This window comes from Paenibacillus barengoltzii G22 (assembly GCF_000403375.2).
In the GTDB taxonomy this organism is placed as follows: domain Bacteria; phylum Bacillota; class Bacilli; order Paenibacillales; family Paenibacillaceae; genus Fontibacillus; species Fontibacillus barengoltzii.
Map to the genome: position 1 here is coordinate 143,201 of NZ_KE159654.1, position 22,922 is coordinate 166,122.

A 22,922-nucleotide genomic window follows, 5' to 3' on the forward strand; every position below is an offset into this window, starting at 1 on the left:
GTAGAACCCGCTTCTCTTCAAGATCAGCTGGACTCTTTTTTTGGGATATCGCTGCGAAAATGCTGCACCAACAGTCCGGCGAAGTAAGGATCCCATTGGGTACCGCGACCCTGCTCCAGAATCTCGATCGCTTTATCTCTCGCTAAGCCTTTTCGATAAGGCCGATCTGAGGTCATGGCGTCAAAGGCGTCGGCTACGGCGATAATCCGCCCGAATAGCGGGATCTCCTCCCCGGCTAACCCGTCCGGATAACCTTTTCCATCATAACGCTCATGATGCGACCGAACCCCTGGCAAATAAGGAGCCATCGCATCCGCAGGCTCGACCTGCTTTAAGATCGCTTCCCCAAGCACGGGGTGCTGCTTGACCTGCTCCCATTCCTCGTCGGTTAATCGGCCATCCTTCAGCAGAATCGCATCGCGAATGCCGATTTTCCCGATATCATGGAGCAACGCTGACTTGCGCAGCTCATCAATGCGATCTTCAGGCAACTCGGCCAACTCCCCGATTTTGACGGCGTATTCGGCTACTCGAAGAGAGTGTCCCGCTGTATACGGATCGCGGGCGTCCAGCGCCGCTGCCAGCGTCGCGAAGTAGCTGTCTACCAGTTGGCTATTTCGAGCCGCCTGAGTTTGCAGCCCGCGCAGCATATGATTAAATCCCGTGATCAGACGGGAAAATTCATCCGAAAACATATCGCTGGCCGCTGTACGAATGCTGCCGGTTTTTACCTCGGCCATCCGCTCGTACAAATGCTGAATCGGCAGCATGATCTCACGGGCCAACAGCCGGGAGCCAATCATTGCGAATAGAATACTCACGGCCAAGACATAGCCGGCCCACTGCCAGTAGGCATAGGCTCCATGGTCAAGGTCCTCCAACCGGAACTGCATGGATAAGCTGTATAGCAGCAAAGGAGCCATACACATCAAGAAAAAGCTCCATATTAATTTTCGAGATACCGGGACGATAACCCTGCCGTTCAGCGATAAATCTTTGCCAAACATTCTGCGGCTCCAGGAAATTAACTCCTGCAGGACAGGACGAATCGCATAGGAAGTTAAATAATATTCGACCAATGCATGCATGCTGCTGACCAGAATGCCGCTCAAGGCAGCCAGCAACACATAGTAAGGCGGAATTGACAGGTGACCAGCCCGGATTAACCCAAGCGATAAGGCCACAGCCGGAACAACCAAGCCAAACAAATGAGGTCCTAGAATCCGCTTGACGGCAAGCGATGGCAAACGATGGGTACGGATATACACATTTTGAAGCGTTTGATAGCTCCCCACTTCCTCCATGAACACGCTGCGGATCGGCTTGATTTGCCGGCTGAACACCAGCCATTCCAGCCCCAGCATACAGCACAGCGACAAGATCAGAATCCGGATCAGCCAGGCATAGTCCGAAGGGGATATATCCAGCGGTGCAGCCGCAATCAGGCTCGCGACCGCGGTGACCGCAAGCAAGAGTCCCGCTGTGTAGTTAAGCAGTAAGCGCGAAATAAATGTCCTGTAAACCGTCAAGGAGGATGCCTTCCTTCCGTCTCGCGTATTTCCGGGCATGCCCGCTTCTATTTATATCGGTAGAAGTCATGCCGATTTTCATAAAACGTTTGGAACTTTTTGTTTATATGCCCTCTTTTCGGTACGGGAAATTCGTTCCTCCTAGGCCATCTCATCTTTTAAAAATATATATTTTAAAAATTGGGCAATTCTTTGAACGCGGTATTCCCTTACGTAGTGCTGGTTTCGCCGTTTGGAGCAGTTGTTTTAGATCACACTCCATGTGATAAATTTCACATTAAGCCCTATTTTTATATGCTAAAATGCCTTCGAACAAAGGTTTCGGGACTCCCGAACCCCTTATCAGATCAGCCTTTTTCAAGGGTCCCCCACCTGATATTCGTTATTAAAATGTCTTCACATTTTAATATATATATTTTCATTCACTGGAGGTCTCAATCATGAAAAAAGCTTCAATTATCCTGAGCAGTGCACTGTTGTTAGGTCTATTGGCCGGCTGTGGATCGGACAATGAGGCGAACAGCACAAACTCTGCGCAACCTGCAAACAACACTTCTGCTGCAAACGAAACCAATGCAGGAGCAAATAACGCAGCTGCAGAGCAAGGGAAATACCAAGACGGCGTATACTTCGCCCAAGGTGAAGTGGATGCAAATTCCGGATGGCAATCCTACGTAACCCTGACGGTATCCGGAGGCAAAATCACAGAAGCCAAATGGAATGCGCTGAGCGAAAAAGCTCCCGTCGACAAAGTGACCTATTCCAAAGAAGGCAAGTACGGCATGAAAGCCGGCGGCGCTTCCTCCGAATGGCACGAACAAGCCGAGAAGGTTGAGCAATACCTGATCGAAAAGCAAGATCCTAAAGCGATCACTTTGGGAGATGACGGCAAAACGGATGCCATCGCAGGTGTGTCCGTCCATGTAAGTGAATTTTTTAACTTGGCTGATCAAGCGCTGAATGCCGGTCCAGTTGAGGTTGGTCCTTACAAAGACGGCACTTATCATGCAGAAGGAGCTTCCTTCGACGAGCATTCTGGTTGGAAAGATACCGTTGACGTTGTCGTCGCTGCCGGCAAGATCGTCAAAGTGAACTTCAGCGGTGTGAACGACAAAGGCGAAGACAAGAAGCAATACTCGATTGACGGCAAATATGGAATGAAAGCCGGCGGTGCTCAAGCCGAATGGCATGAAGAAGTAGCGAAAGCGGAAGCTTACCTGATCGAAAAACAAGATCCAGCTGCCGTGACATTTAACGATGAGGGCAAAACGGACGCGATCGCTGGGGCAACGATTACGCTGCAACCGCATTTCGAGCTCGTGAGCCAAGCACTTGAGCAAGCGAAATAAACCCATATTCCCACCCCACCCTAAAATGAGAAGGTGAATCTCTTGAAGAAAATTGTAGTTTTGGGCGGCGGTTATGGCGGTGTAGTCACTTCCAAGCATCTGGCCAAACTGTTCAAAAAAGACAAAGATGTGGAGATCCAACTGATTGACCGGAATCCCTATCATACGCTGCTGACGGAGCTGCACGAGGTTGCAGCAAACCGGGCGCCAGAGGATTCTGTCAAGATTGAATTGAAGAAGATTTTTGCCGGGCAAAAAGTGGATGTCGTGCTCGATTCCATCGATGCCATTGATTTTAACGCCAATGAGCTTCGATCCGGGCGGGCGACGTATAAATACGATTACCTCGTCATCGGTACCGGCTGTAAACCAACCTTCTTTGGGATCCCGGGGGCTGAGGAGCACGCCTTGACCCTGTGGTCTTATGAAGACGCTGTGCGTCTGAAAGAGCAAGTACGTCGCAAGTTCAGCGAAGCGGCGAAGGTAAGCAATCCGGCAAAACGCCGTAAAATGCTGTCCTTTGTCGTTGTCGGCGCCGGCTTTACCGGCGTGGAACTGGTTGGCGAATTGGCTGAATTCCGCGATGAACTGTGCAAAGAGTTCTATATCGATCCGAGCGAGGTTCGCCTGGTCGTAGCCGATATGGCTCCGAAAATCCTGCCGATCCTGCCGGATAAATTGATCGAAAAAGCGACGAAACGTCTGCACAAAATGAACGTAGAGATCATTACAAGCGCCAAAATCACCGGCGTTACCCCAACCAGCGTACAGCTTGGCGAAGGGAAAGAGCTCGAAGCGGATACGATCGTGTGGACTGCCGGGGTTGAAGGCTCTGAGCTCGTCGGCAAGCTCGATGTGAAGCAAGAAGGCCGCAAGCGGATCGTCACTAACGACAAGCTGCAAAGCGTCGATCACGAGAACGTTTATATTGTTGGCGACAACATCTTCTTCATCCCGGAAGGCGAAACCCGTCCGGTACCGCAAATGGTTGAGAACGCCGAACAAGCGGGTCCACTCATCGCTCATAACATTTATGCGGACGTTCACGGCAAACCGAAGAAGTCCTATAAACCGGGCTTCCACGGAACAATGGTCTGCATCGGCAGCCGCTACGGCGTAGCGAATGTCGGATTGCCAAACAAAATGTTCATGATGAGCGGCTTCATGGCCATGTTCTGCAAGCACTTAATCAATATGTATTACCTGTTCACCGTGGCTGGTTTTGCGAAAGTATGGACTTATATGATGCATGAATTCTTCCACGTGAACAATCGCAGAAGCTTCGTTGGCGGTCACTTTGCGAAGCGTTCGCCGAACTTCTGGCTCCTGCCGCTGCGGATTTTCGTAGGCTACAAGTGGCTGGAAGAAGGTCTCGATAAGCTTCCGAAGGTTTGGAAAGACCCTTCGAACATCTTCCTTATCCCTGCTTTTCCGAAAGCTGACGTTGTGTCAGCAGCCAGTGAAGCAGCTAGTGAAGTGACAAAGACCGTCGATGCTCAAGCGGCAGCTTCAGCCGTAGAAAGCGCCTCGACCGCGGTTACGGCTTTGCCGGTACCTGGATTTATCAAGAGCATCGTCAGCTGGTTTATGGATGTCTTCTTCTACACCTCGGATGGCGGATATACCGCTCTAGCAACTGTGTTCCAGTTCTTTATGGTGTTTGCGGAAATCGCCCTTGGCATCATGATCATCGTTGGCCTGTTCACCGCTGTCGCTTCGGCAGCCACCGTCGCTCTCGGCGTCATGATCTGGTCTTCCAGCATGGCCTCGACGGAAATGCTGTGGTACATGACCGCAGGCGTCGCATTGATCGGCGGATCGGGCAGCACATTTGGCCTGGATTACTATGTACTTCCTTGGCTCAAGAAACAATGGAAACGAATCCCGTTCGTACGAAGATGGTACCTATACACGGAATAATCGCAGCTCTTTATGCAACTTTGAACTGGAGTAATGTGCGCCCTCAAGCGTACATTACTCTCATTTTTATCCTTTTGCCGACATCGGTGTGAGGATCCCCTGCAAGCCTGCCTGCATTTAGGCGAAGGTTCAAAAAAGTCAGGATTCAGCACCGGATACGCTGCCTATTGTTGGTTCGTAATCAACTGATGACTTTTTTGAACTACCTCTTTAAGGAGTGTGTGTCCTTATGAATCCGAAGCTTATCGAAGACGCTTATCGCTTATTGCAGGGCGAATTATCGCCCGAAACCGGCATTATTGTAGATTTACCCTATCCTGAAGCGGCCCCCCTGGCTACCTTGCTGGAGCAATACGATATGCCGCAGGTACGCCAATGCCGTCTGTTATCCATTTACATCGCAATCAAGCTTGCCCTTCAACGCCATAGTGAATGCAGCTCCCTCGCCCCCGGCGAGACGTTAACCCGCAAAGTGTTGGATGGCGACTACCTATACAGCTTTTACGTCGAGCTTTGCCTGAAGTGGGAGGAATTCAATCTGCTTGGGCATCTCGCTCCGATCATCAAACAACTCCAAATCAAACGCGCCCAAGGTCATCCGGAAGACGAGCGCTTGCTCAAAGCCTGGGAACGGTTCCTGCAGCTGGACAACAACCGCAGCACCGCCAGCCAGGCGATGTAGACGGCCGTGGACGGAGAATGCCTGTGAGATTTCGGATGCCCTGCAAAATACTCGGCACCGAATGTCCATGACTGCCAGCCCAAGTTTAGGAGGGAAGCGACATGAAGCTTGAGGAAACACTGAACATCCCCTTAAAAACTGTCGATCGGGAAATTGAGAACATGGTCAAATATGATCGCGACGTCCCTCGTTCCTCCCAATTGGCCAAAGCTATCGTCGAATTGATTCGTTCCGGCGGCAAACGGATTCGCCCCCTGATGGTGATCGTCGGCAGCCGCTTCGGCCCTGATCCCGATGAGAAGAAGGTCTGGAGGCTCGCCGCTGCCGCAGAATTCATCCACGCCGCTTCGCTGATTCATGACGATATTATCGATGATTCCCCCATGCGGCGCGGCCAGAAAGCGATGCATATCAAGCTGGGCGTGAGCAGTGCACTGCATGTAGGCAATTATATGTCAGCGAGGGTCATCGAGCTGATCTCCGTCTATTCGGCGGAACAAGAGAAATTCGTGTACGACCTCTCCTCTCTAGCCACAACCAAGCTATGTCTCGGAGAATATCAGCAGCTTGCTCACTTATTCGACTATGACGTGACGATCGACAACTACTTGGAGAAATCGAAAAATAAAACCGCACAACTGATGGCCACTTGCCTGCAAATCGGCGCTAAGGCCGCCGGAGCGGATACGGGAACGGCCGAGCTGCTGTATCGCTTTGGTGAAAAGCTGGGCATGTCGTTCCAAATCCGTGACGACGTGCTCGATTTCACCCAATCGGCGGAGAAGCTAGGCAAGCCGGCTGGCAGCGACCTGCGCAGCGGCCAAGTGACCTTGCCCGTCCTGTTCGCGTTGCAGGACGAAACCCTTGCCCCGACGATCCGGGCTATCTCGGCAGACAGCCCTGCCGAAGAAGTGGACGCCGTCGTCGCGGCGATTCAAGCCAGCGGCGCGCTGGAGCAAACCGAAGCGCTCAGCCGCCAATATCTTGCTGAAGCGCAGGATATTATTCACCGGCTCAGCCATTACCCGGCGCACCGGGATCTGCAAGCGCTGCTGGAGTATTTCAGCGGGCGGGAGAAATAAAAATAAGCACGAACCTCAAGGAAGCTTATCCCTTATGGTTCGTGCTTTTTTGTGTATTAAAGCGTCTGTTGCTCTGTATTCAGCGACCATTTCACAGGAGGAAGTAATCCCCTAGCGTAAAGAACAGAATCACCATGCTGATGACCTGGTTCAAATTGTACGAGGCCACATTCATCCGTTTCCAGTTCGACGGCTTAATGATTTTGTGCTCCGTCATTAGCAGCAGGATCGCGATGATAATCCCCGTAATATAAAGCCAGCTCAGGTGGCGAATCGGGATTAAAGCAATCAGCAGCAGCACCATAATCGCATGCAGGCCGGCTGCGATCCGCAGACCGTTCTTGAGCCCAAACGCGCTAGGGATCGACCAGAGTCCGTGATTGCGGTCAAATTCAATATCCTGGGAGCCGTAGATAATATCGAAGCCGGCAATCCACAGCATCACTACAGTGCCGAGGACAAACGGCGTAAAGGCAAATTGGCCGGTAACCGCAAACCAGGCGCCGATGGGGGCCGAAGCAATCGTAAAGCCCAGGTACAGATGGCTCAAGTACGTAAACCGTTTGGTATAAGAATAGGAAGAGATCAGGAAAATGGCCACCGGCGACAAGATCAAGCACAAAGGATTTAACATGCCTGCAGCAAAAATAAAGATCGCATAGTTCACCACAACGAACACCAGCACCTCCTTGGCGTCGAGTAGCTTTTGCGGCAGGTGACGATGCGCGGTGCGTGGATTTTGCGCGTCAAAAACGCGGTCGACGACGCGGTTAAAGGCGTTCGCCCCGTTTCGGGCGCCGATCAAGGCGATCAGTCCCCACAGCATCACGTGCCATGAAGGGAATCCCTCTGCCGCCCAAATCATCGAGATGATCGCAAAGGGCAGCGAAAACAACGTGTGCGAAAACATCACCAATTCGCTGTACAACCGAATTTTGGTGCCGATTTTGCGGGCTATTTCCATCGATAGTCACTCTCCTCATCTTAAAAACACGTAGCGTAACGTGCACTGTTAATATAAGTGCTCCTTCATGCTAGCGAGTCCAGTCCGTCAGGCATGCCCCGACGCAGTGGGACAGCATGTGCAGCTAGAGGACCACAAGCCTCGCCGGACAGGGTGCTACTCCCAGCGCACGTTTCTGACGGCGCGACAGGCGGTCAGGCCACGTCTCCCCGCTCTCGGCAGACGTATCTCACTCGACAGACGTCTCTCACTCAGCAGACGTCCCTCCCATGGCTGACCGTCTCATTAACGTTAAAAAGTACCTTTATTTTCGGCCCATCGGCCTGTTTCCAGCAAAATAACGGTAAAAAGTACTCTTATTTTCCGCATATTCCGCCAAAACGGCCGCCAATCGTAAAATTAGCGGTATCATTTACCGCTATTTCACGTAAATCGCCGGTACGCCGAAAAATAACGGTCAATTTTACCGTTATTGACCAGGGGCCGGCGTCACCATGGGCGGCCTTTGCGTGCGCGAGTGCCCGTTGGGCCCCTCACGCAGCAAAGCTGGGACGCTGGCGAGCGCTGGGACCCCTGGCCGACGCCGGAAGTGCCGGCAGGCGCTGAGGTGCCTGCAAGCGCTGAGGTGCCTGCCGGCGCTGGGGGCGCCTGTGGCTGCGCGGCGCGTCTGACGCTTAGGCAGCGGCATGCTATGCAAGCGGCGCCCCTGTCGTTTAGGCGGCACACCCACTACTGCCGCCTAACGCATCTGCTGGCGGAGCTGGGTTACACCAGCTCCGCCAGCGAAGCCTCCAGCGCGTCCAGCATGCCGCGCACGTCGGCCTCGTCGATGACCAGCGGCGGTTGGAAGGCCAGAACGTTGCGGTTCACGCCGTTCTTGCCGATGATATAGCCGCGGTCCAGCATCGCTTCCAGCACGTCGTCGGTGAGCTTCGCGCCGCGGGCGGGCTCCTCGGCGCACAGCTCTGCGCCGAGCATCAGCCCTGCGCCGCGCACGTCGGAGACGTGCTGTGGGAACCGCGCGGCGAGGCGCAGGAGGCCGCCGCGCAGCAGCTCACCGAGGCGCTCGGCCCGCTCCGGCAGGCGATGCGCCTCGATGTAGTCCAGGACCGCGAGCGCGGTCACGGACGAGACCGGGTTGCCGCCGAACGTGGAGGCGGATGGCCGGTTCAGGCTGGCAGCGATCTCGTCCGTGGTGGCGAAGCCCGCCACCGGAATGCCGCTGCCCAGCGCCTTGGCCATCGTCAGGATGTCCGGCGTGACGCCGTAACGGTCCATGGCAAACATACGGCCCGTTCGGCCGAAGCCGGTCTGAATCTCATCGGCGATGAGCAGCACGCCGTGCTGCTCCAGCAGCCGCTTCGCTTCAGCGAAATACCAGTCCGCCGGCGCGACGATGCCGGCGTTCCCCTGGATCGGCTCGGCGATCATTGCCGCGATCTCGCCGCCCTTCTCCGCCAGCGCAGCCTCCAGCGCGGCGATGGAACGGCGTGCCGCCTCATCGGCGCTGAGCCCGCGCTCATACGGCCGGGGGATAAACGTGACATCCGTGTCATGCGCCAGCTGTGGATCCGTCCGCCACATCGCCAGCCCGGTCACACTCATCGTCAAATACGTCCGGCCGTGGAGCCCTTGCTCCAGCGCCAGGAAGCCCCGCCGCCCCGTATGCATGCGAGCCAGCAGCAAGGCGCCTTCATTCGCCTCCGAGCCGCTGTTCACGAAGAAGGTGCGGCGCAGATTCCCCGGCAGCACGTCCGCCAGCCGCTCCGCCAAATCCACATTCGGCTGCGTCAAATAGATCGTGGACGTGTGTTGCAGCATCCGCAGCTGCTCGGCCGTCCGTTCCGCAATCTCTGGATTGCAGTGCCCGCTGGCCACAACGGAGACGCCGGCAAAAAAGTCCGTATACCGCTTCCCGTCATGACCGTACAGATACTGCATCTCCCCTTTCACCAACTGCGGCGGATTTCGATAGAAATGGATGGTGCAAGGATAAAAATATTGCTGCCGTTTCTTGATCACTTCGTCCGGTCCGATGTAATTTGACATGTTCTTTCGCTTCCTTTCCCCCAACTAGGCTTGCACTCCTGCTCTTGCTCCCACTCCTACTTCACACCTGCAGCCACTTCAGCCCGTACTTCCACGCCCTCTTCCTTGACAGAGCCTTCGGGAGTCGAGGCTGCCTCCGCTCCGGCACCCGCTGCCCCGCTCGCTCTGCCGCCGTCAAACTGCAACGCGCCCAGCGTATAGCCGGCATAAACCGGCTTCATCGCGGCAAACAACGACCCGGCCGCTGCAGGATCCGCCAGCGCCGCCTTATAGGTGCGCACGATTTCGGCCAGCTGTTCTGGGCGGTAGGTTGCCCCTTCGATGCGGAAGACAGAGAGTCCCGCCGCAAGCAACTCCTTCACCGCGGGCAACAAACAGAGTTCTTTCGCCAACATCAGATGGTTGCGGCCATGCACATCCCGGTAAACCGGATTTTCGCCTTTATCGGTTTTTAGCACGAGAATGCTGTTATCCACGAAGTGATTGTCTTCCTCGCCAATGGCTTGGAACACTTCGGCGTTTTCGTATAAGTCATGCTCCATGTACATGATCGCCGGTGTGCCGTGAACGATGGCCTCCAGCGGGCCTGGGGCATGCGCCAGCAGCGCGGCCAGCTCCTTCAGCGGCAGCTCCATCGAGGCCGTAAGCCGGCTGACGCCCTGCTCCCGGTAAAACTCAGCCGCGAGCTGATTGTAGACGTTCAGATTGAAATCCCCGACCAGCGGGTACCCTTTATCGGCAAATTTCCGAATTGCGCCCAGATTTGTCACCATCACGCCGTCAATCGGCAACCGTTCGCCCGACAACAATCCGTCATACATTTCAAAATGCAGTTCCGTCATCATCCGCGGCAGGCTCAGATAAAGCTTCGCATTCCCTTTGACTGCCGCCAGTTCCTTCACATCCTGCTTCGTAAACGGACGATCCGGCTCAAAAACGTCGCCGGAGAGATAAAGATGGTCAGCTCCCGCTTCCAGCGCAGCCTTGGCCTGAGCCACGTTATTCACGTGCACGGAGACGCCAGGAGCCGCGTGATTCTCCTGCACCGTTCCCTTCTCTTCTCCCACCTCCGCCAGTGTCTCGCGAATCACAGCAACCCGTTTGTCGCTGAGCTCCCGTTCCTCCGTTGGCGTACTGAACACTTTACCTGTGCTATAGAACTTCCCTGTTCCTTCGTAACGCCGGTTGATGTTGGACAATCCCGGTCGGCCAAACGCATAGGCTGTTGAAAAATCCCGCTTGCGATGATCATAAAGCAGCTTGGTATCCCGGTTGCGTTCAAAGCCTACCGGATCGTTAATATAACGGTCAATCGCGTCGCCATACGCCTTCACCAGCATCACCACGAAGGCGGCATCCCGCATGCGGCCTTCGATTTTGAAGGAAGTGATCCCGCCATGAATCAGCTCTGGGATATGCTCGTACATGAACATGTCTTTAACCGCCAACGGGTATTCCGCCGGATAGACGTTGCCGTCTTTTTTTACACGATAATCCCAGCGGCACGGCTTCAGGCATTTGCCCCGGTTACTGCTCATCCCGAATACCGCCGAACTGAAGTAACAGTTCGCCCCATGCACCGAGCACATATCCCCATGCACAAAGTACTCCAGCTCCATACCGGTCGCTTGTTGAAGATAGCGAGTTGTCATAAGGTCCATTTCCCGCGAAGTGACGACGCGAGTCACCCCAAGCTCCTGTAAAGCGCGGACCATCTCCACGTTGTGCACGTTCATCATGACGGAGGAGTGCACGTTTAACTTCAAGTTCATCTCCCGGATCAGCTTCAGCACCGCAAAATCCTGGACAATGATCGCATCCGGTCCCGCCGATTCCAGGAAACGCAAATAGGCCCGCGCCTCCTCCAACTCGCCTTCATTCAGCAAATTGTTGACGGTGACGTAGGCTTTTTTGCCAAGTCCATGCGCAATCTGGACAGCTTCCGTAATTTCCTCCAGGCTAAAATTAAATCCTTTGCGCATCAGGCGCATATTCAGGTTAGGCCCTCCGAAATACACCGCATCACAATTCTCAACAATGACTTGTTTGAAAATCTCGAACGTCCCCGTAGGCGCCAGCAGCTCCACTTCTTTTCCATTAAAAAAACGTGCCACAGCCGTTTCCCCCTCACAAGATTTTGATGTCCAACCTATCAACCTATCCCATCCAACTCTATCTACATGAATGACTCACGGACAGTCTTGCATTGGTAGTTCAAATCAACCGATAGACCACAACCGCTGCAGCCAGAACCACATAGGACAAGACAAACCAAGTGTCCCGACTTCTCCAGACCAACAAGTGGTATTCCGAACGCGGTGCGCCTAACGTGTAGCCCCGGGACTCCATGGACAATACAAGCTCTTCCGCCCGGCGGAAGGCGCTGACGGTCACCGGCACAAGAAGCGAGACCAGCATGCGCCCCTTCTCCTTCCATGGCAGCTCCTTCAGGTCCGCACCGCGCGACGCCTGCGCTTTAAGAATCTTGTGCGTTTCCTCCAAAATCGTGGGGATAAAGCGCAGCGCAATGCTCATCATCAGCGTCAATCGCTCAGGCGAGAGGCCAAGGCGTTTGAGCGGCTTCAGCACCCCGCTCAATCCTTGATTCAACACCCCTGGCGTTGTCGTAAACGTCAGGATCGCCGTGAATGATACTAGCAGCCCCATCCGGGAGGCCGCGATGAATCCGCTGCTGACACCGCCGCTGTACAGGGTCCAGGAGCCGATCGACCAAAGCGCTTCCCCCGACTCTACCGTGAAGCACTGAACGATGAAGATGAACACCATCAGCACCCACAGCGGTTTGGCCGCCTTCAAATAATATTTCAGCGGGATCTTGGTCGACAGCATATAGCCCACCGAGAACACCGCGGCCACCGCCAAAGCAGGCCAAGAGCCAACGGCTACGATCGCGATCAAGTACAACATCATCCCGGTCAACTTGGCCCGGGGATCCACTGCATGCACCCAAGAGCCGGTATCAATACTGCGTCCGAACAGTAGCTTATTTCGCATGTCCGTTGCCTCCTTCCCCTGAAACGCCGGAAAGGATCGGCTTGAGCCGCCCGGCCGGAACGGGCTGATCCACGGACAACGAGGCCGGTACGGGAAGCTCCTCCAACACATGGCCTTCCACCAACGCACCCGCTGACGCCCCCCGTTCTTCCGATCGCCCGACAAGCTCAGGCTGCTCCTCTGACCGATCCGCTCCAGACTCATCGCTCAACAACCGAGCCAACCGCTCGGCCAATGCCTCCGCCGTCAAACACGGCGGCTCCCCCGTCAGACCGAACAGGGCTGCCGCTTGATTCCAATAACGGATACACGCGGGGATTGCCAGTCCTTCGGATTCCAGCCGTGGGGCCTCTCGGACCAACTCTGCCGCACTGCCTTGGAACGATTTCCGACCGTCTTTCATCACGATCCATTGCTCTGCGTACGGAAGGATTTCCTCCATCCGGTGCGTCACCACAATCACCGTCTTCCCCTGTTCACGGTGCAGCCGCGCGAGCATTTCTGCCAATTCAACACGGCTCTGCGGATCTAGCGTCGCTGTCGGCTCATCCAGCGCGATCACGTCCGGCTCCATCGCCAGCACTGAGGCAATCGCTACTTTGCGCATCTGCCCCCCGCTCAAGCGAAGCGGATTGCGGCTGAGGAAGGTGTCGTCCAGCCCGACCAGGGCCAGCGCGCGGCGGGCTCGCGCCTTAGCTTCGTCTAAGGAGCAGCCAAAATTCAGCGGACCAAAGCAAAGGTCCTTCTCCACCGTGTCTTCGAACAACTGCTGCTCTGGGAACTGGAAGACGAGCCCCACCCGCCTCCGCAGCTCGCGCAGCGGCGGTGCCTTGCCGCCAGCTTCCATCGTTACATCCAGAACGTGCACCTTCCCGCCCGTCGGCTTCAAAATGCCGTTCAAATGCTGCATCAACGTCGATTTGCCCGAGCCGGAAGCCCCGGCAATCCCGGCAAATACGCCGTCCGCCAGGTAGAGGTCGACCTCCTGCAACGCATGGTGCCGCCATAGGCTGCGCTCATCATAAGCGAAGCTGACTTGCTCGAACTGTATCGCCATTAAAGATTCGCCTCCTCTTCACCAACTGGTTCAAAGCCCGCAGGAAGCGTCACGCCTCGCCGCCTCAGCTCCTGTTGCAGCCGAATCCGATAAGGAGCGATCAGCCGGCAATTTACCAGCAGGGCTTCATCCCCAAACAGCTCGCCTGGCTCCAGGTCAGCAGCGACCGTTCCGTCCCCCAGCACGATCGCCCGATCCGAAGCCATAATCTCGTCGGCGTCATGCGTAATCGAGACCATCGTGTAACGTCCGCTCTGCTTCATGTCCCGCAGGATGGCAAGCAGCTCGCCCCGGGCCTTCTCGTCCAACATCGAGGAGGCCTCATCAAAGATGACGATGTCCGGCTCCATCGCCAAGATGGAAGCGACGGCCACCCGCTGTTTTTGTCCTCCCGACAACTCCGAGGGATGCTTGGACAGCAGATGGCCGATGTGCAGTTTATCCGCATATTCCTTTACGCGCCCTACCATAACTTCTCGCGGTAGATTACGCCCCTCTAAGCCAAAGGCAATGTCCTCTTCGACCGTGGCGCCGATAAATTGGTTGTCCGGGTTTTGAAACACCATTCCGATGCGTGGACGCAGCGAAGTCAACGTATCCCGATCCAGCTTCGTTCCCTGCACATATATCGCGCCGCGGTTAGCCATTAACAAACCGCCCAACAGCTTTGCCAGCGTGGATTTGCCGCAGCCATTCGGCCCCACCAACGACACCCAGCTGCCCGAAGGGATGCTAAGCGTAACATCATGAAGCACAGGATGCTCCGGGTGATAGGCGAAGGAAACCTCCGTCAGCTCATATGCGAATCCGGTTTCTCCCATTTCTCTCTCCCCTTAAGGTGTACGTCATGTGAAGCCCCTCCGGCTTATGCCGTTTCCGCTAAAAAACCTTCAAACAAAGACAGCTTCGACAACGACGGAATCAAATATCTCACAGCAATCCCAACGGCGATCCCGGTCAGAACTCCCATGATGAGCAACATCGGTAAATAGTAGAAAATTTTCGTCGTACTAAAATACAGAGCAGCGGCGGTCAATTGCCCGATATTATGGGCAATCCCCCCAACGATGCTAATCCCGATAACGCTTAGCCGTCTGCGCCCAACCAGCAGCAGAAACCACATCGCCGCAAAGCTGAACAACGCCCCCATAATACTGAACAGAAAGCTGGAAAAGGTCCCGAAAATAAACGCCGTGAGCAGCGTCTTTAACAGCACCATCATGAAGGCGTCCCGGGCCCTGAGAAAATAAAGGCAAGTCAGCACCATAATATTCGCCAGCCCAAGCTTCGCCCCGGGCACGCTCATGTTCACGGGAATCAGAGACTCTACCAAGCTGAGAACGACCGCCACTGCCGCGAATATCGCGACGATCACCGTTCTTTTTAACATCAGGCTTGATGACTCATTAAAGGATTGCATCAACTTCGTCGCCCCCTTCTGTAGCTACCACTTCAACCATCAACTTATGTGGCAAGCAAACAATCGTCCCGCCGTTCCGGTCAATAAATCCGAAGGTTAGGCACACTTTATCCGGGCAGTCAGCGTCGATCATTTCAATCCCGTAGTCATGTACCTTCAAAATGTTGTAGCCATACTCCGTTTTAATGTCCACCGTCTGTTCTTCTCCGGTCAACTGCACCGTCTTATACAGCTTCCCATCCACTGTGATTCTCGCAACCCGATTCTCATCATTGTGATTGTTTTCACTTGAATCGCCAAACCATCTCGGAACCAAGAAGGCCAAAGCAATCACGACGATGGCTCCGATCAACAGGATATCTCCGCGTTTCATGGCTAACTCCCTTATTTTTTGATTATATAAATCTTAGATGACCTCATTATACATGGTGCCTCCCCTCCTCTAGTGTGACAAATATCTCACGTTTTTCGGTTTTCCCCGGGTTTCACAAAATCATCACTTTAAAAAGCCCTCTAAATATATGTATTGCTTTTTTTTATTGATTCAAGTATAATAATAAATTAGTTGTTATAACCACGTTGCAGTTCCTCAGAAGATTATAACTCTCCTTATACCGTTCGGTATGAAATTCCTTATTTGAATGACCCAATCAATGTAAGAATTTGGACGTTTTTCTGATTCACACTGGCGCGGTCATCGGAGCCGCAAGGACAAATGAGAGGTAGGGCATTTGTTGTTTTAGAAACAGGCAGTTTGTTGTAGTCGGAGCAGGGACAATAAGGCCGGTCTTCACGTGTATATGAAGGCTTGGATAACAATACGAAGCAGGCATTGGCGCGCATAGCCGGTGCCTGTTTTGCTTAGAATAAGGCTGTCTTTCCAAACAATCCAAAGGGGTGTATGAAATGCGCGAAGGTTTGATTCCTACCGTTCTTGGAGCTGTAGTATCCGCTTCGGCCGCAACACTGCTTGGAAGCAAGTATAAGCTTGCCGCTACCGGTGCGCTTGGCTTTGGTTTGGCCCATATTGTGTTGGGTACCATCGACTTGATTGAACACCGTTAGCCATCCGTTTGGGAGACGGACGACCCGGAAGCTACAGCTTCCGGGTATTCAGCATGGAGCACACCGTCATTTCCTTGGCGGTGTTTTTCTATCAACGTACATATTCCCATCCTTTCCAGCAAACACTTCCATTGAGACGATTTAAAGAGAAAGAGGATTGGCAATGGAACTTGTGGACCGCATTCGCAGCCGTTTTGAGCAGGATGGCGATTTTTTTATCGAAGAGCATATATGGGCTGGACGACCAGTTCGCGTCATGGGATTCAAGTCATTGATCGATCTGCCGAGAACTTGGGCGAATCTGCAGATCTCCATCCGGGAGGCGGATTGGGACGGGAGCCAAGATCCAATTGCCTTCTTGTCGGTATTAGCCCATCTTGGCCAAGTCCTCTCGGAACCTAACGAAGATACCTTGTATTCCGCTTTGACGAGCGGCAACTTGATTGTCTGCTGTCCAGATCCCCAAGTGTACCTGCAGATCTTGCCAGTTCCCGTTACCTTGCACCGCGGGATCGAACAGCCGCTCAATGAGAACGTACTGCAAGGTGCGGCCAGCGCCTTCAGCGATGACCTCCTTACCAATGTAGGACTCATGAAGAAGGAATTAAACACGGAGAAGTTATGTACGAAGATGTACCTTACCGGAAAGAACACGTCTCGAAAAATAACCCTGATGTACTTGGAAGGTCAAGTGAGGCCGGATCTGCTCCGAGAAGTGAAGGAGCGCCTTGAGGCGAACAAGCACCAAGATATCTATAATGTGCAACGTCTCTCCAAATCACTTGGCTTCCATCCGTGGAGCGCCTTGCCGAAATTCTACACAACCGAGATGCCGATTGAGGCTGCCCATGCGCTCCGGCAAGGCCGTCTTCTTCTTTTTATCGATCGGTTACCGCTTGCATTGATTTTACCGGCTTTAGTCAGCGATATCTTCATGATGGAGAATGACCGGAATTACTCGGCTATGTTCATGTATATCATTCGGGGGCTACGCTTGGCTGGCATCCTCATCGACCTCATTATCCCTGCACTCTATGTTGCGCTCGTCTCCGTGAACCCGGAGGTACTGCGGATTGAACTGGCGCTTACGATTGCTGAGAGCCGATCCGGTGTACCGTACCCGGCATTCGTAGAGACCATGCTGCTGTTAATTGTGCTGGAGCTTATCATCGTTGCCAGTGTCCGACTGCCCAAGAGCATCGGCCCTACACTTACGGTCGTTGGAGGGATTATTTTAGGACAAGCCGTCGTTCAAGCCAGATTGGTCAGCAGCCTGCTGATCATTATCTTGGCGGCAACCAGTATTGCCAACTCGACCGTGGTAGGATTTCAGAACTCGTTGCCCCTGCGTCTGTACAAATATCTCACGTTAATCTTGGCTGCCCTATTTGGCATTCTTGGGATTATGTCCGGCTTGGTTATCCTCTGCGCTTATTTTGCCAGTGCGACCACCTACGGCATTCCTTACTTACACTTCTTTAAACAAAAGGATGATTCGAGTGGATAGAAGTATTCAAGTTATCATCGTCCATATCCTGATTCACCTCGGGATCGTTTTCTTTATCTTCCCTACGACCATCATAGACTGCACGAAGGAAGCCCACTGGATCTCGATCCTATTGGGCTTTCTTCTGCATTGGTTTTTGATCTACATCTATACCAAGGGATTAAGCCGCTTTGAAGGCCAGAACCTGATGGATATCTATCTCCAGTATGGGAAGCTCCTTACCGCGATCTTCCTGTTGCCCCTATTCGTTTACTTGTCTATGCTAGCCTCCGTGACGATTCGGGCGTATGCGGAAACGATCTCCCTCGTGTTTCTGTCCTACACCCCGTTATGGGCAACCATGCTGCTCATCGCGATCATTTCGGCCTTCATCTCTTCCTTGGACATCCATGCCCTTTTTCGTACCGGCGTCCTTATGGGGGTGATCTTTTTCCCTCTGATTCTCTTTGTATTATGCATGGCGTTTCAGAATGTCGATTGGCATTACGTCTTCCCCTTATGGAGCAACGATTTTTCGTTCCTTACCAACCCCAAGTACCTGGAGTCTACATTTGCCTGCGGGTTTATGTATCTCGGATTCATCCAGCCCAGCATACGGTATAACCGTAAAAAAATCTTGTGGTGGAGCATTACCCTTATTCCGTTCTATTTGATTGCGGTGTACATTCCGGTGTTAACCTTTGGGGAGGATACGGCGGCCAAGTTCTATTTCCCCTTCATCACCGCAGTGGATACCATTGATATTACTTGGCTGATGTTTGACCGCATCACGATGTTCTTCTTGCTCTGCACCGTCACGTTCTTCATGTTGTTTGTATCCTTGACGGTTTGGGTCAATACTGAGATCTTGAAGCGTTGTCTGCCGAAAACCGTCCGGACGCCTTACATCGTCATCGCGCTCTACCTGCTGATCTTCATCTCCGGCATCAAAATTCGAGATTTGCAGGAAGTTGATTTCCTTTTTGATGTGAATGCCTGGCTGCATACCTATAATTACCTCGTCATTCCGTTTTCGATCTATATTCTGGGATGGATTTCCCGACGGAAGGCTGCGACTGCCGTATGAAGACCCGTCTGCTTCTACTAAAAATGGTACTGGCCATCTGCTGCCTCTTCATTCTAGGCGGATGTTGGGATAATCGAGACATCAACCACCGTTCCTTGCCTATCGTCATGGGGATCTCCCGGGTAGATTCCATGTACAAAGTATTTCTTATGATTCCCGAATCGGGCCAAGATGGGACTAAATCTATGCTCGTGACACGAACGGGTCAGACGATTACCGAGATCGTTGATGAGATTAGCTCAAACATGGAATCCCGCGTGGATTTGCTGCATTTAAAAGTCATTGTCTTTGAACGAAAATATGCCGAGGAAGGGTTAGCCGACAGCGTCTCCAGCTTCATCCGTTCCCGTGAAATTTCAGCCAAAGCATTGGTTGCCATTTGCGATGAGGATATAGGCAAATTCTTCGATCATTTACATAAAGAGAAAGAAACCGATCAAACCGTGTTATACAACTTCTTCGAGAAAAATGCCGGTCTAAACCCAACCGTCGCGGTCTCGCGAATCTGGGAAATCTTTCGCAGCATCCATTCTTACACCCGGGACATCGGGATTCCGCTCATTCGATCAGGAACAAGCACCATCATCGAAAACGCCGGCACTGCCATCATCCAGCACGGCCGGATGGTCGGGCAGATTTCGGCGGATGAAACCATGCTGTTCAATGCGTTTAATGAGCGAAGCGCACATGGCCGAATTGAGGTCATGAACCACGCCAGCGTGATTATCCTAGGCAACTCCATGAAGCATCACGTTACACTGAAAAACGGAGCACCGTACATTCGCAGCCAGATCCATCTGAAGGTGTCGATCCTGGAAACCCGCGGGCATCCTTCTCTCGATACAATCAAGGATGAGCTCGAGTCCCAGTTGACTGAACGTTTCAGAAAAATGATAAAGTCCATGCAACAGCATGAAGCGGACATCTTGGGCGTAGGCCAATATTTCCGGAACAAAATCCCGAGGGAACAGCTCGCCCATTGGCGGTCGGAATATTTTCCCCGTCTGAGAATGGACTTGGTTGTGAAAACAACAATTCAAAACGAAGGGAACCTAAAAACCGATAACATCAATACTCGCCAATAATGTTCACAATCAAGAAAATCCCCTCCGGTCGCACCGCGAGGGGATCTTTCATGAAAGAAGAGGATTATCCGCCGATCGCCATCGCTGAGAATACGACCGGTCCTACAACTCTGGCGGAGCTGTTATTATCCTGATTTTCTACGATCAGCTGATAGTTTTGGACTCCAAGCGGGGCATGTTCAACCATATGCACATTGATGAGCCCCCAATCGTTGAAGGCGTCCTCAATTTCTACCAGTCCATAGAAGATTTCCGTGCCGGCTCTCCAAATGCGCACCAAAATATTCGGCGTATCCGCCAGCGCTTCAACACCAATCGTTGCTTTCAATTCAACGCGGTTGGTCAAGGACGCAGGATCAGCTGGATTCAGGAAAACCGAAACCGCTGCAATTTGTACGCCCCCGACAACCGGAATCGGAATGTTGACACCATTGGTCACCGGAGTTACAACCGTCGAGTTGTAATCCAAAAGCGTTTTTGCCATACCATCTCTCCCCTTTGCTAAGGTATGTTCTATTCTATGTTAGAGAGAAAGAAGATTCTTAGATGAATGCATTAGTAGAATTGACTCAATTTTATACAAGCACGGAAGCAAGAAATGGGCATATGATGGAAAAAAAACTTGGAGGTTATGTCAGACATGAGTTATGTTCCCGGACCGTACCCCGGCTGGTCGTACGCTGCCCCGTATGATCCTTACATCTATCCTCAGCCTTATTTCGCTTACGGTTACTCCAATCCGCCGGCCTATCAACCTGCCCGCTATCCTGACTATATCGAGCCCAGCCCGATCTATCCTGAATACGATTCGTCACCTTTGCAAGAGGGATCTTGGGATCGGCAGCCCCTTCAGGATTACGGGCAGCAGCCGTTTGTCATCAATATCAGCGATGCCGCCGAGCATAATCAAAACTTCCGGACTGCGCTGTGGACGGGCAAGCATTTTCAGGTCACTCTAATGTGCATCCCTGTCGGGGAAGATATCGGCTTGGAGATCCACCCGAATACGGACCAGTTTGTACGTGTGGAAGAGGGGCGAGGCGTTGCTCAAATGGGCGATCGGGCGGACCATCTCACCTTCGTACGAAACATCCGTGAAGACGACGCGGTCTTCATCCCCGCGGGCACGTGGCACAACATCATCAACACCGGCAATGAGCCGCTGAAGGTGTATGTCATTTATGCCCCGCCGCACCATAAATTTGGCACGGTGCATCGAACGAAACGAGAAGCGATGATGGAGCACGAGTAATCTCGATGAGGGACAGGGAGGTTGATGGAAACCTCCCTGTTTGCTGTCACAAATGGATTCCTTCACTTGTCTTATAGATGTACACAAAATAAAGACAAAATGGAGGAACCAACAATGAGCAAATTACTGGTCATTAACGCACACCCGGAGGCAAATTCGACTGCATCTTTTAGTCTGAACGTATTGGACTTTTTTCTAAAAAAATATAGAGAGCATCAATCCGGCGAGGAGATCATCGAACAAATCAACTTATACGAGGACGTTGTCCCCATGGTGGACAAGACGGTACTTAGCGCATGGAGAAAACAAAGAAACGGTAAAGAACTAACGAGCGAAGAGCACGAGGTCACCCGAAAGATGGACAAGGTCCTTCAACAATTCAAAAGCGCGCGGAAGTATATCATCGCCTACCCTTTGCATAACTTTAACGTGCCGTTCAAATTAAAGGACTATATGGATAACATTATGATCGCCAAAGAAACCTTCAAGTACACCGAAAATGGATCCGTAGGTCTTCTTAAGGACGGACGCAGCATGGTGGTCATCCAGGGCAGCGGAGCGATTTATACCAACAACGATTGGTATACCGAAGTTGAATTCTCTTATAAGTACCTGAAATCGATGTTTCAATTTCTGGGGATCGAGGATTTTGAAATCATTCGGGTTCAAGGAACCGACATTTTAGATAAAGATGAAGTTTTGCAGAATGCCTATACCGAAGCGGAGAAATCGGCGGTTCAGTTGGCTTTGAAATGATAAAAAAAAGCGCCCCCCGAAAACCTCGGAGGGCGCGTTACGCTTGCATATCAGATGCTGGTGAAGGGACTCGAACCCCCGACCCACGCATTACGAATGCGTTGCTCTACCAGCTGAGCTACACCAGCAGGTTCGTTTTTAGCGAACAAAATTTATTATACCGAGTTTTAAAAATAATGCAAGCGCCAATTTCAAGAAATTATAATTTCTCGCGCACCGAGCGCAGCTTCTGCTCTGAGGAGCTGGCTTTGTCGCGGCGATCATCGATCTTGATCGAGGTCGACACCCGGCCGGCACCGGACTGGAACGGTGCTTCATGGATCGCGCGAATCGCAGCAAACACGTCGTCTAACGATCCTTCAATAATCGTGCTCATGGAGGTGAGGGTAAAGGTAATGCCCTTCTGCTTCTCCAACACCCGATGCAACTCGGCTACATAAGCGCTGAGGCTGGTGCTCCCCGTCCCGATCGGAATAACGGTAACTTCGGCGATAGCCATAATCGGCTCCCTTCTTTCCTGGTTATTGGATTGGTTTGAAACCTTTAGATCCCTAAGCTGTTTTTCGTCCGATAACTCTATTCTAACCAACCCCGCTCCTGAAGATCAACCGAACCCGTCTGCTAAATTTCCAGGCCATCCCCAAAACTCACATCCCCTGTAAAACGCCGTCTAGTCCTCCAGTCCCATTTATAAATGTTCACATTTTTCATCCGTCCCCCGCTCTCCGCATCATTGCGCGGACCGGAGGTTTTCACATCGTTTTCAGTCAGTTTTCAATGGGAAAATCCCATTTACAAACACAACATCTTGGGCTATCCTTAGATCAACGCAACAAAATATAGTGTGAACGGGTGATCCGGCGGACGATCCGCCGGAGCTTAAAAGGGAAGTGCGGTGCAAGTCCGCTGCGGTCCCGCCACTGTAATCGGTAGCTGGGTACTAAAGACAGGCGTTCCGCCTATATCGTCTGGAAGACCCAGCCGTTGACTGACGAAATGCCACTACAGCTTAATGTTTGATGAGCTGCGGGAAGGCGTCAGCAACGTTCCGAAAGCCAGGAGACCTGCCCGTTTGAAAGACACCGACGGAAAACCTGCGAGGATCAGGGATGGTGTCCGCTTGC

At 52.7% G+C, this 22,922-nt stretch carries 21 protein-coding genes, 1 tRNA gene and 1 riboswitch; of the genes, 10 read left to right on the plus strand and 12 right to left on the minus strand.

Going from position 1 to position 22,922, the window contains the following annotated elements; genetic code table 11:
* Positions 1-23: 23 nt before the first annotated feature.
* Positions 24-1,529 (minus strand): HD-GYP domain-containing protein, encoded by a 1,506-nt coding sequence (locus C812_RS15665; RefSeq protein WP_036625635.1) that lies wholly within the window; start codon positions 1,527-1,529, stop codon positions 24-26.
* A gap of 440 nt (positions 1,530-1,969) precedes the next feature.
* Between C812_RS15665 and C812_RS15670 the strand changes: the two genes are divergently transcribed.
* The 4 genes from C812_RS15670 (at position 1,970) to C812_RS15685 (ending at position 6,562) form a co-directional block, all read left to right on the plus strand.
* Positions 1,970-2,878: an FMN-binding protein gene (locus C812_RS15670; protein WP_016313633.1), complete on the plus strand. Its 909-nt coding sequence runs from the start codon at positions 1,970-1,972 to the stop codon at positions 2,876-2,878.
* Positions 2,879-2,920: 42 nt separating this feature from the next.
* The gene (locus C812_RS15675; RefSeq protein ID WP_016313634.1) at positions 2,921-4,798 is read left to right on the plus strand and encodes an NAD(P)/FAD-dependent oxidoreductase; all 1,878 of its coding nucleotides are present in this window, start codon (positions 2,921-2,923) and stop codon (positions 4,796-4,798) included.
* Between the two features lie 229 nt (positions 4,799-5,027).
* Positions 5,028-5,480 carry a hypothetical protein gene (locus tag C812_RS15680; RefSeq protein ID WP_016313635.1) on the plus strand — a complete coding sequence of 151 codons (453 nt, stop codon included), beginning with the start codon at positions 5,028-5,030 and terminating at the stop codon, positions 5,478-5,480.
* A gap of 101 nt (positions 5,481-5,581) precedes the next feature.
* Complete coding sequence (locus C812_RS15685) at positions 5,582-6,562, plus strand: polyprenyl synthetase family protein (RefSeq protein ID WP_016313636.1); 981 nt, start codon at positions 5,582-5,584, stop codon at positions 6,560-6,562.
* Between the two features lie 91 nt (positions 6,563-6,653).
* On the opposite strand, the gene C812_RS15690 is transcribed toward C812_RS15685, so the two are convergent.
* The 8 genes from C812_RS15690 to C812_RS15725 form a co-directional block, all read right to left on the minus strand.
* Positions 6,654-7,526 carry a UbiA-like polyprenyltransferase gene (locus tag C812_RS15690; RefSeq protein ID WP_016313637.1) on the minus strand — a complete coding sequence of 291 codons (873 nt, stop codon included), beginning with the start codon at positions 7,524-7,526 and terminating at the stop codon, positions 6,654-6,656.
* A 765-nt stretch (positions 7,527-8,291) separates the two neighbouring features.
* Positions 8,292-9,575, minus strand: coding sequence for an aspartate aminotransferase family protein (locus C812_RS15695; RefSeq protein ID WP_016313638.1), 1,284 nt, complete (start codon positions 9,573-9,575; stop codon positions 8,292-8,294).
* Positions 9,576-9,631: 56 nt separating this feature from the next.
* Entirely contained in the window at positions 9,632-11,689 is a 2,058-nt protein-coding gene (locus tag C812_RS15700; protein WP_016313639.1) for a peptidase U32 family protein, read from the minus strand.
* A 100-nt stretch (positions 11,690-11,789) separates the two neighbouring features.
* Complete coding sequence (locus C812_RS15705) at positions 11,790-12,590, minus strand: energy-coupling factor transporter transmembrane component T family protein (RefSeq protein WP_016313640.1); 801 nt, start codon at positions 12,588-12,590, stop codon at positions 11,790-11,792.
* Positions 12,580-13,647, minus strand: a complete 1,068-nt coding sequence (locus C812_RS15710; RefSeq protein ID WP_016313641.1) for an ATP-binding cassette domain-containing protein — start codon at positions 13,645-13,647, stop codon at positions 12,580-12,582. The genes C812_RS15705 and C812_RS15710 overlap by 11 nt, the downstream gene beginning before the upstream one ends.
* A complete protein-coding gene (locus C812_RS15715) occupies positions 13,647-14,468 on the minus strand; it encodes an ATP-binding cassette domain-containing protein (protein WP_016313642.1) in 822 nt (273 codons plus the stop codon). Before C812_RS15715 ends, C812_RS15710 begins: the two co-directional genes overlap by 1 nt.
* Positions 14,469-14,512: 44 nt before the next feature.
* Positions 14,513-15,067, minus strand: coding sequence for a Gx transporter family protein (locus tag C812_RS15720; RefSeq protein ID WP_016313643.1), 555 nt, complete (start codon positions 15,065-15,067; stop codon positions 14,513-14,515).
* Positions 15,054-15,440: a NusG domain II-containing protein gene (locus C812_RS15725; RefSeq protein ID WP_016313644.1), complete on the minus strand. Its 387-nt coding sequence runs from the start codon at positions 15,438-15,440 to the stop codon at positions 15,054-15,056. Before C812_RS15725 ends, C812_RS15720 begins: the two co-directional genes overlap by 14 nt.
* A gap of 533 nt (positions 15,441-15,973) precedes the next feature.
* Between C812_RS15725 and C812_RS15730 the strand changes: the two genes are divergently transcribed.
* The 4 genes from C812_RS15730 (at position 15,974) to C812_RS15745 (ending at position 19,790) form a co-directional block, all read left to right on the plus strand.
* A complete protein-coding gene (locus C812_RS15730; RefSeq protein ID WP_028538097.1) occupies positions 15,974-16,132 on the plus strand; it encodes a hypothetical protein in 159 nt (52 codons plus the stop codon).
* Between the two features lie 163 nt (positions 16,133-16,295).
* On the plus strand, positions 16,296-17,639 hold the full coding sequence (locus C812_RS15735; protein WP_016313645.1) for a spore germination protein: 1,344 nt from the start codon (positions 16,296-16,298) through the stop codon (positions 17,637-17,639).
* Complete coding sequence (locus C812_RS15740; protein ID WP_016313646.1) at positions 17,632-18,705, plus strand: GerAB/ArcD/ProY family transporter; 1,074 nt, start codon at positions 17,632-17,634, stop codon at positions 18,703-18,705. Before C812_RS15735 ends, C812_RS15740 begins: the two co-directional genes overlap by 8 nt.
* A complete protein-coding gene (locus tag C812_RS15745; RefSeq protein WP_016313647.1) occupies positions 18,702-19,790 on the plus strand; it encodes a Ger(x)C family spore germination protein in 1,089 nt (362 codons plus the stop codon). The genes C812_RS15740 and C812_RS15745 overlap by 4 nt, the downstream gene beginning before the upstream one ends.
* Before the next feature lie 64 nt (positions 19,791-19,854).
* On the opposite strand, the gene C812_RS15750 is transcribed toward C812_RS15745, so the two are convergent.
* A complete protein-coding gene (locus tag C812_RS15750) occupies positions 19,855-20,274 on the minus strand; it encodes a hypothetical protein (RefSeq protein WP_016313649.1) in 420 nt (139 codons plus the stop codon).
* 156 nt (positions 20,275-20,430) lie between these two features.
* Here C812_RS15750 and C812_RS15755 point away from each other — a divergent pair, with 156 nt between their 5' ends.
* Entirely contained in the window at positions 20,431-21,042 is a 612-nt protein-coding gene (locus C812_RS15755; protein WP_016313650.1) for a cupin domain-containing protein, read from the plus strand.
* Positions 21,043-21,156: 114 nt separating this feature from the next.
* On the plus strand, positions 21,157-21,798 hold the full coding sequence (locus tag C812_RS15760; RefSeq protein ID WP_016313651.1) for an FMN-dependent NADH-azoreductase: 642 nt from the start codon (positions 21,157-21,159) through the stop codon (positions 21,796-21,798).
* Positions 21,799-21,853: 55 nt separating this feature from the next.
* On the opposite strand, the gene C812_RS15765 is transcribed toward C812_RS15760, so the two are convergent.
* Together C812_RS15765 and C812_RS15770 are read right to left on the minus strand one after the other, a co-directional pair.
* Positions 21,854-21,926, minus strand: a tRNA-Thr gene (locus tag C812_RS15765).
* A 71-nt stretch (positions 21,927-21,997) separates the two neighbouring features.
* Complete coding sequence (locus C812_RS15770) at positions 21,998-22,297, minus strand: MTH1187 family thiamine-binding protein (protein ID WP_016313652.1); 300 nt, start codon at positions 22,295-22,297, stop codon at positions 21,998-22,000.
* A 334-nt stretch (positions 22,298-22,631) separates the two neighbouring features.
* A riboswitch (cobalamin riboswitch) is annotated at positions 22,632-22,884 on the plus strand.
* The last annotated feature ends 38 nt before the right edge of the window (positions 22,885-22,922 follow it).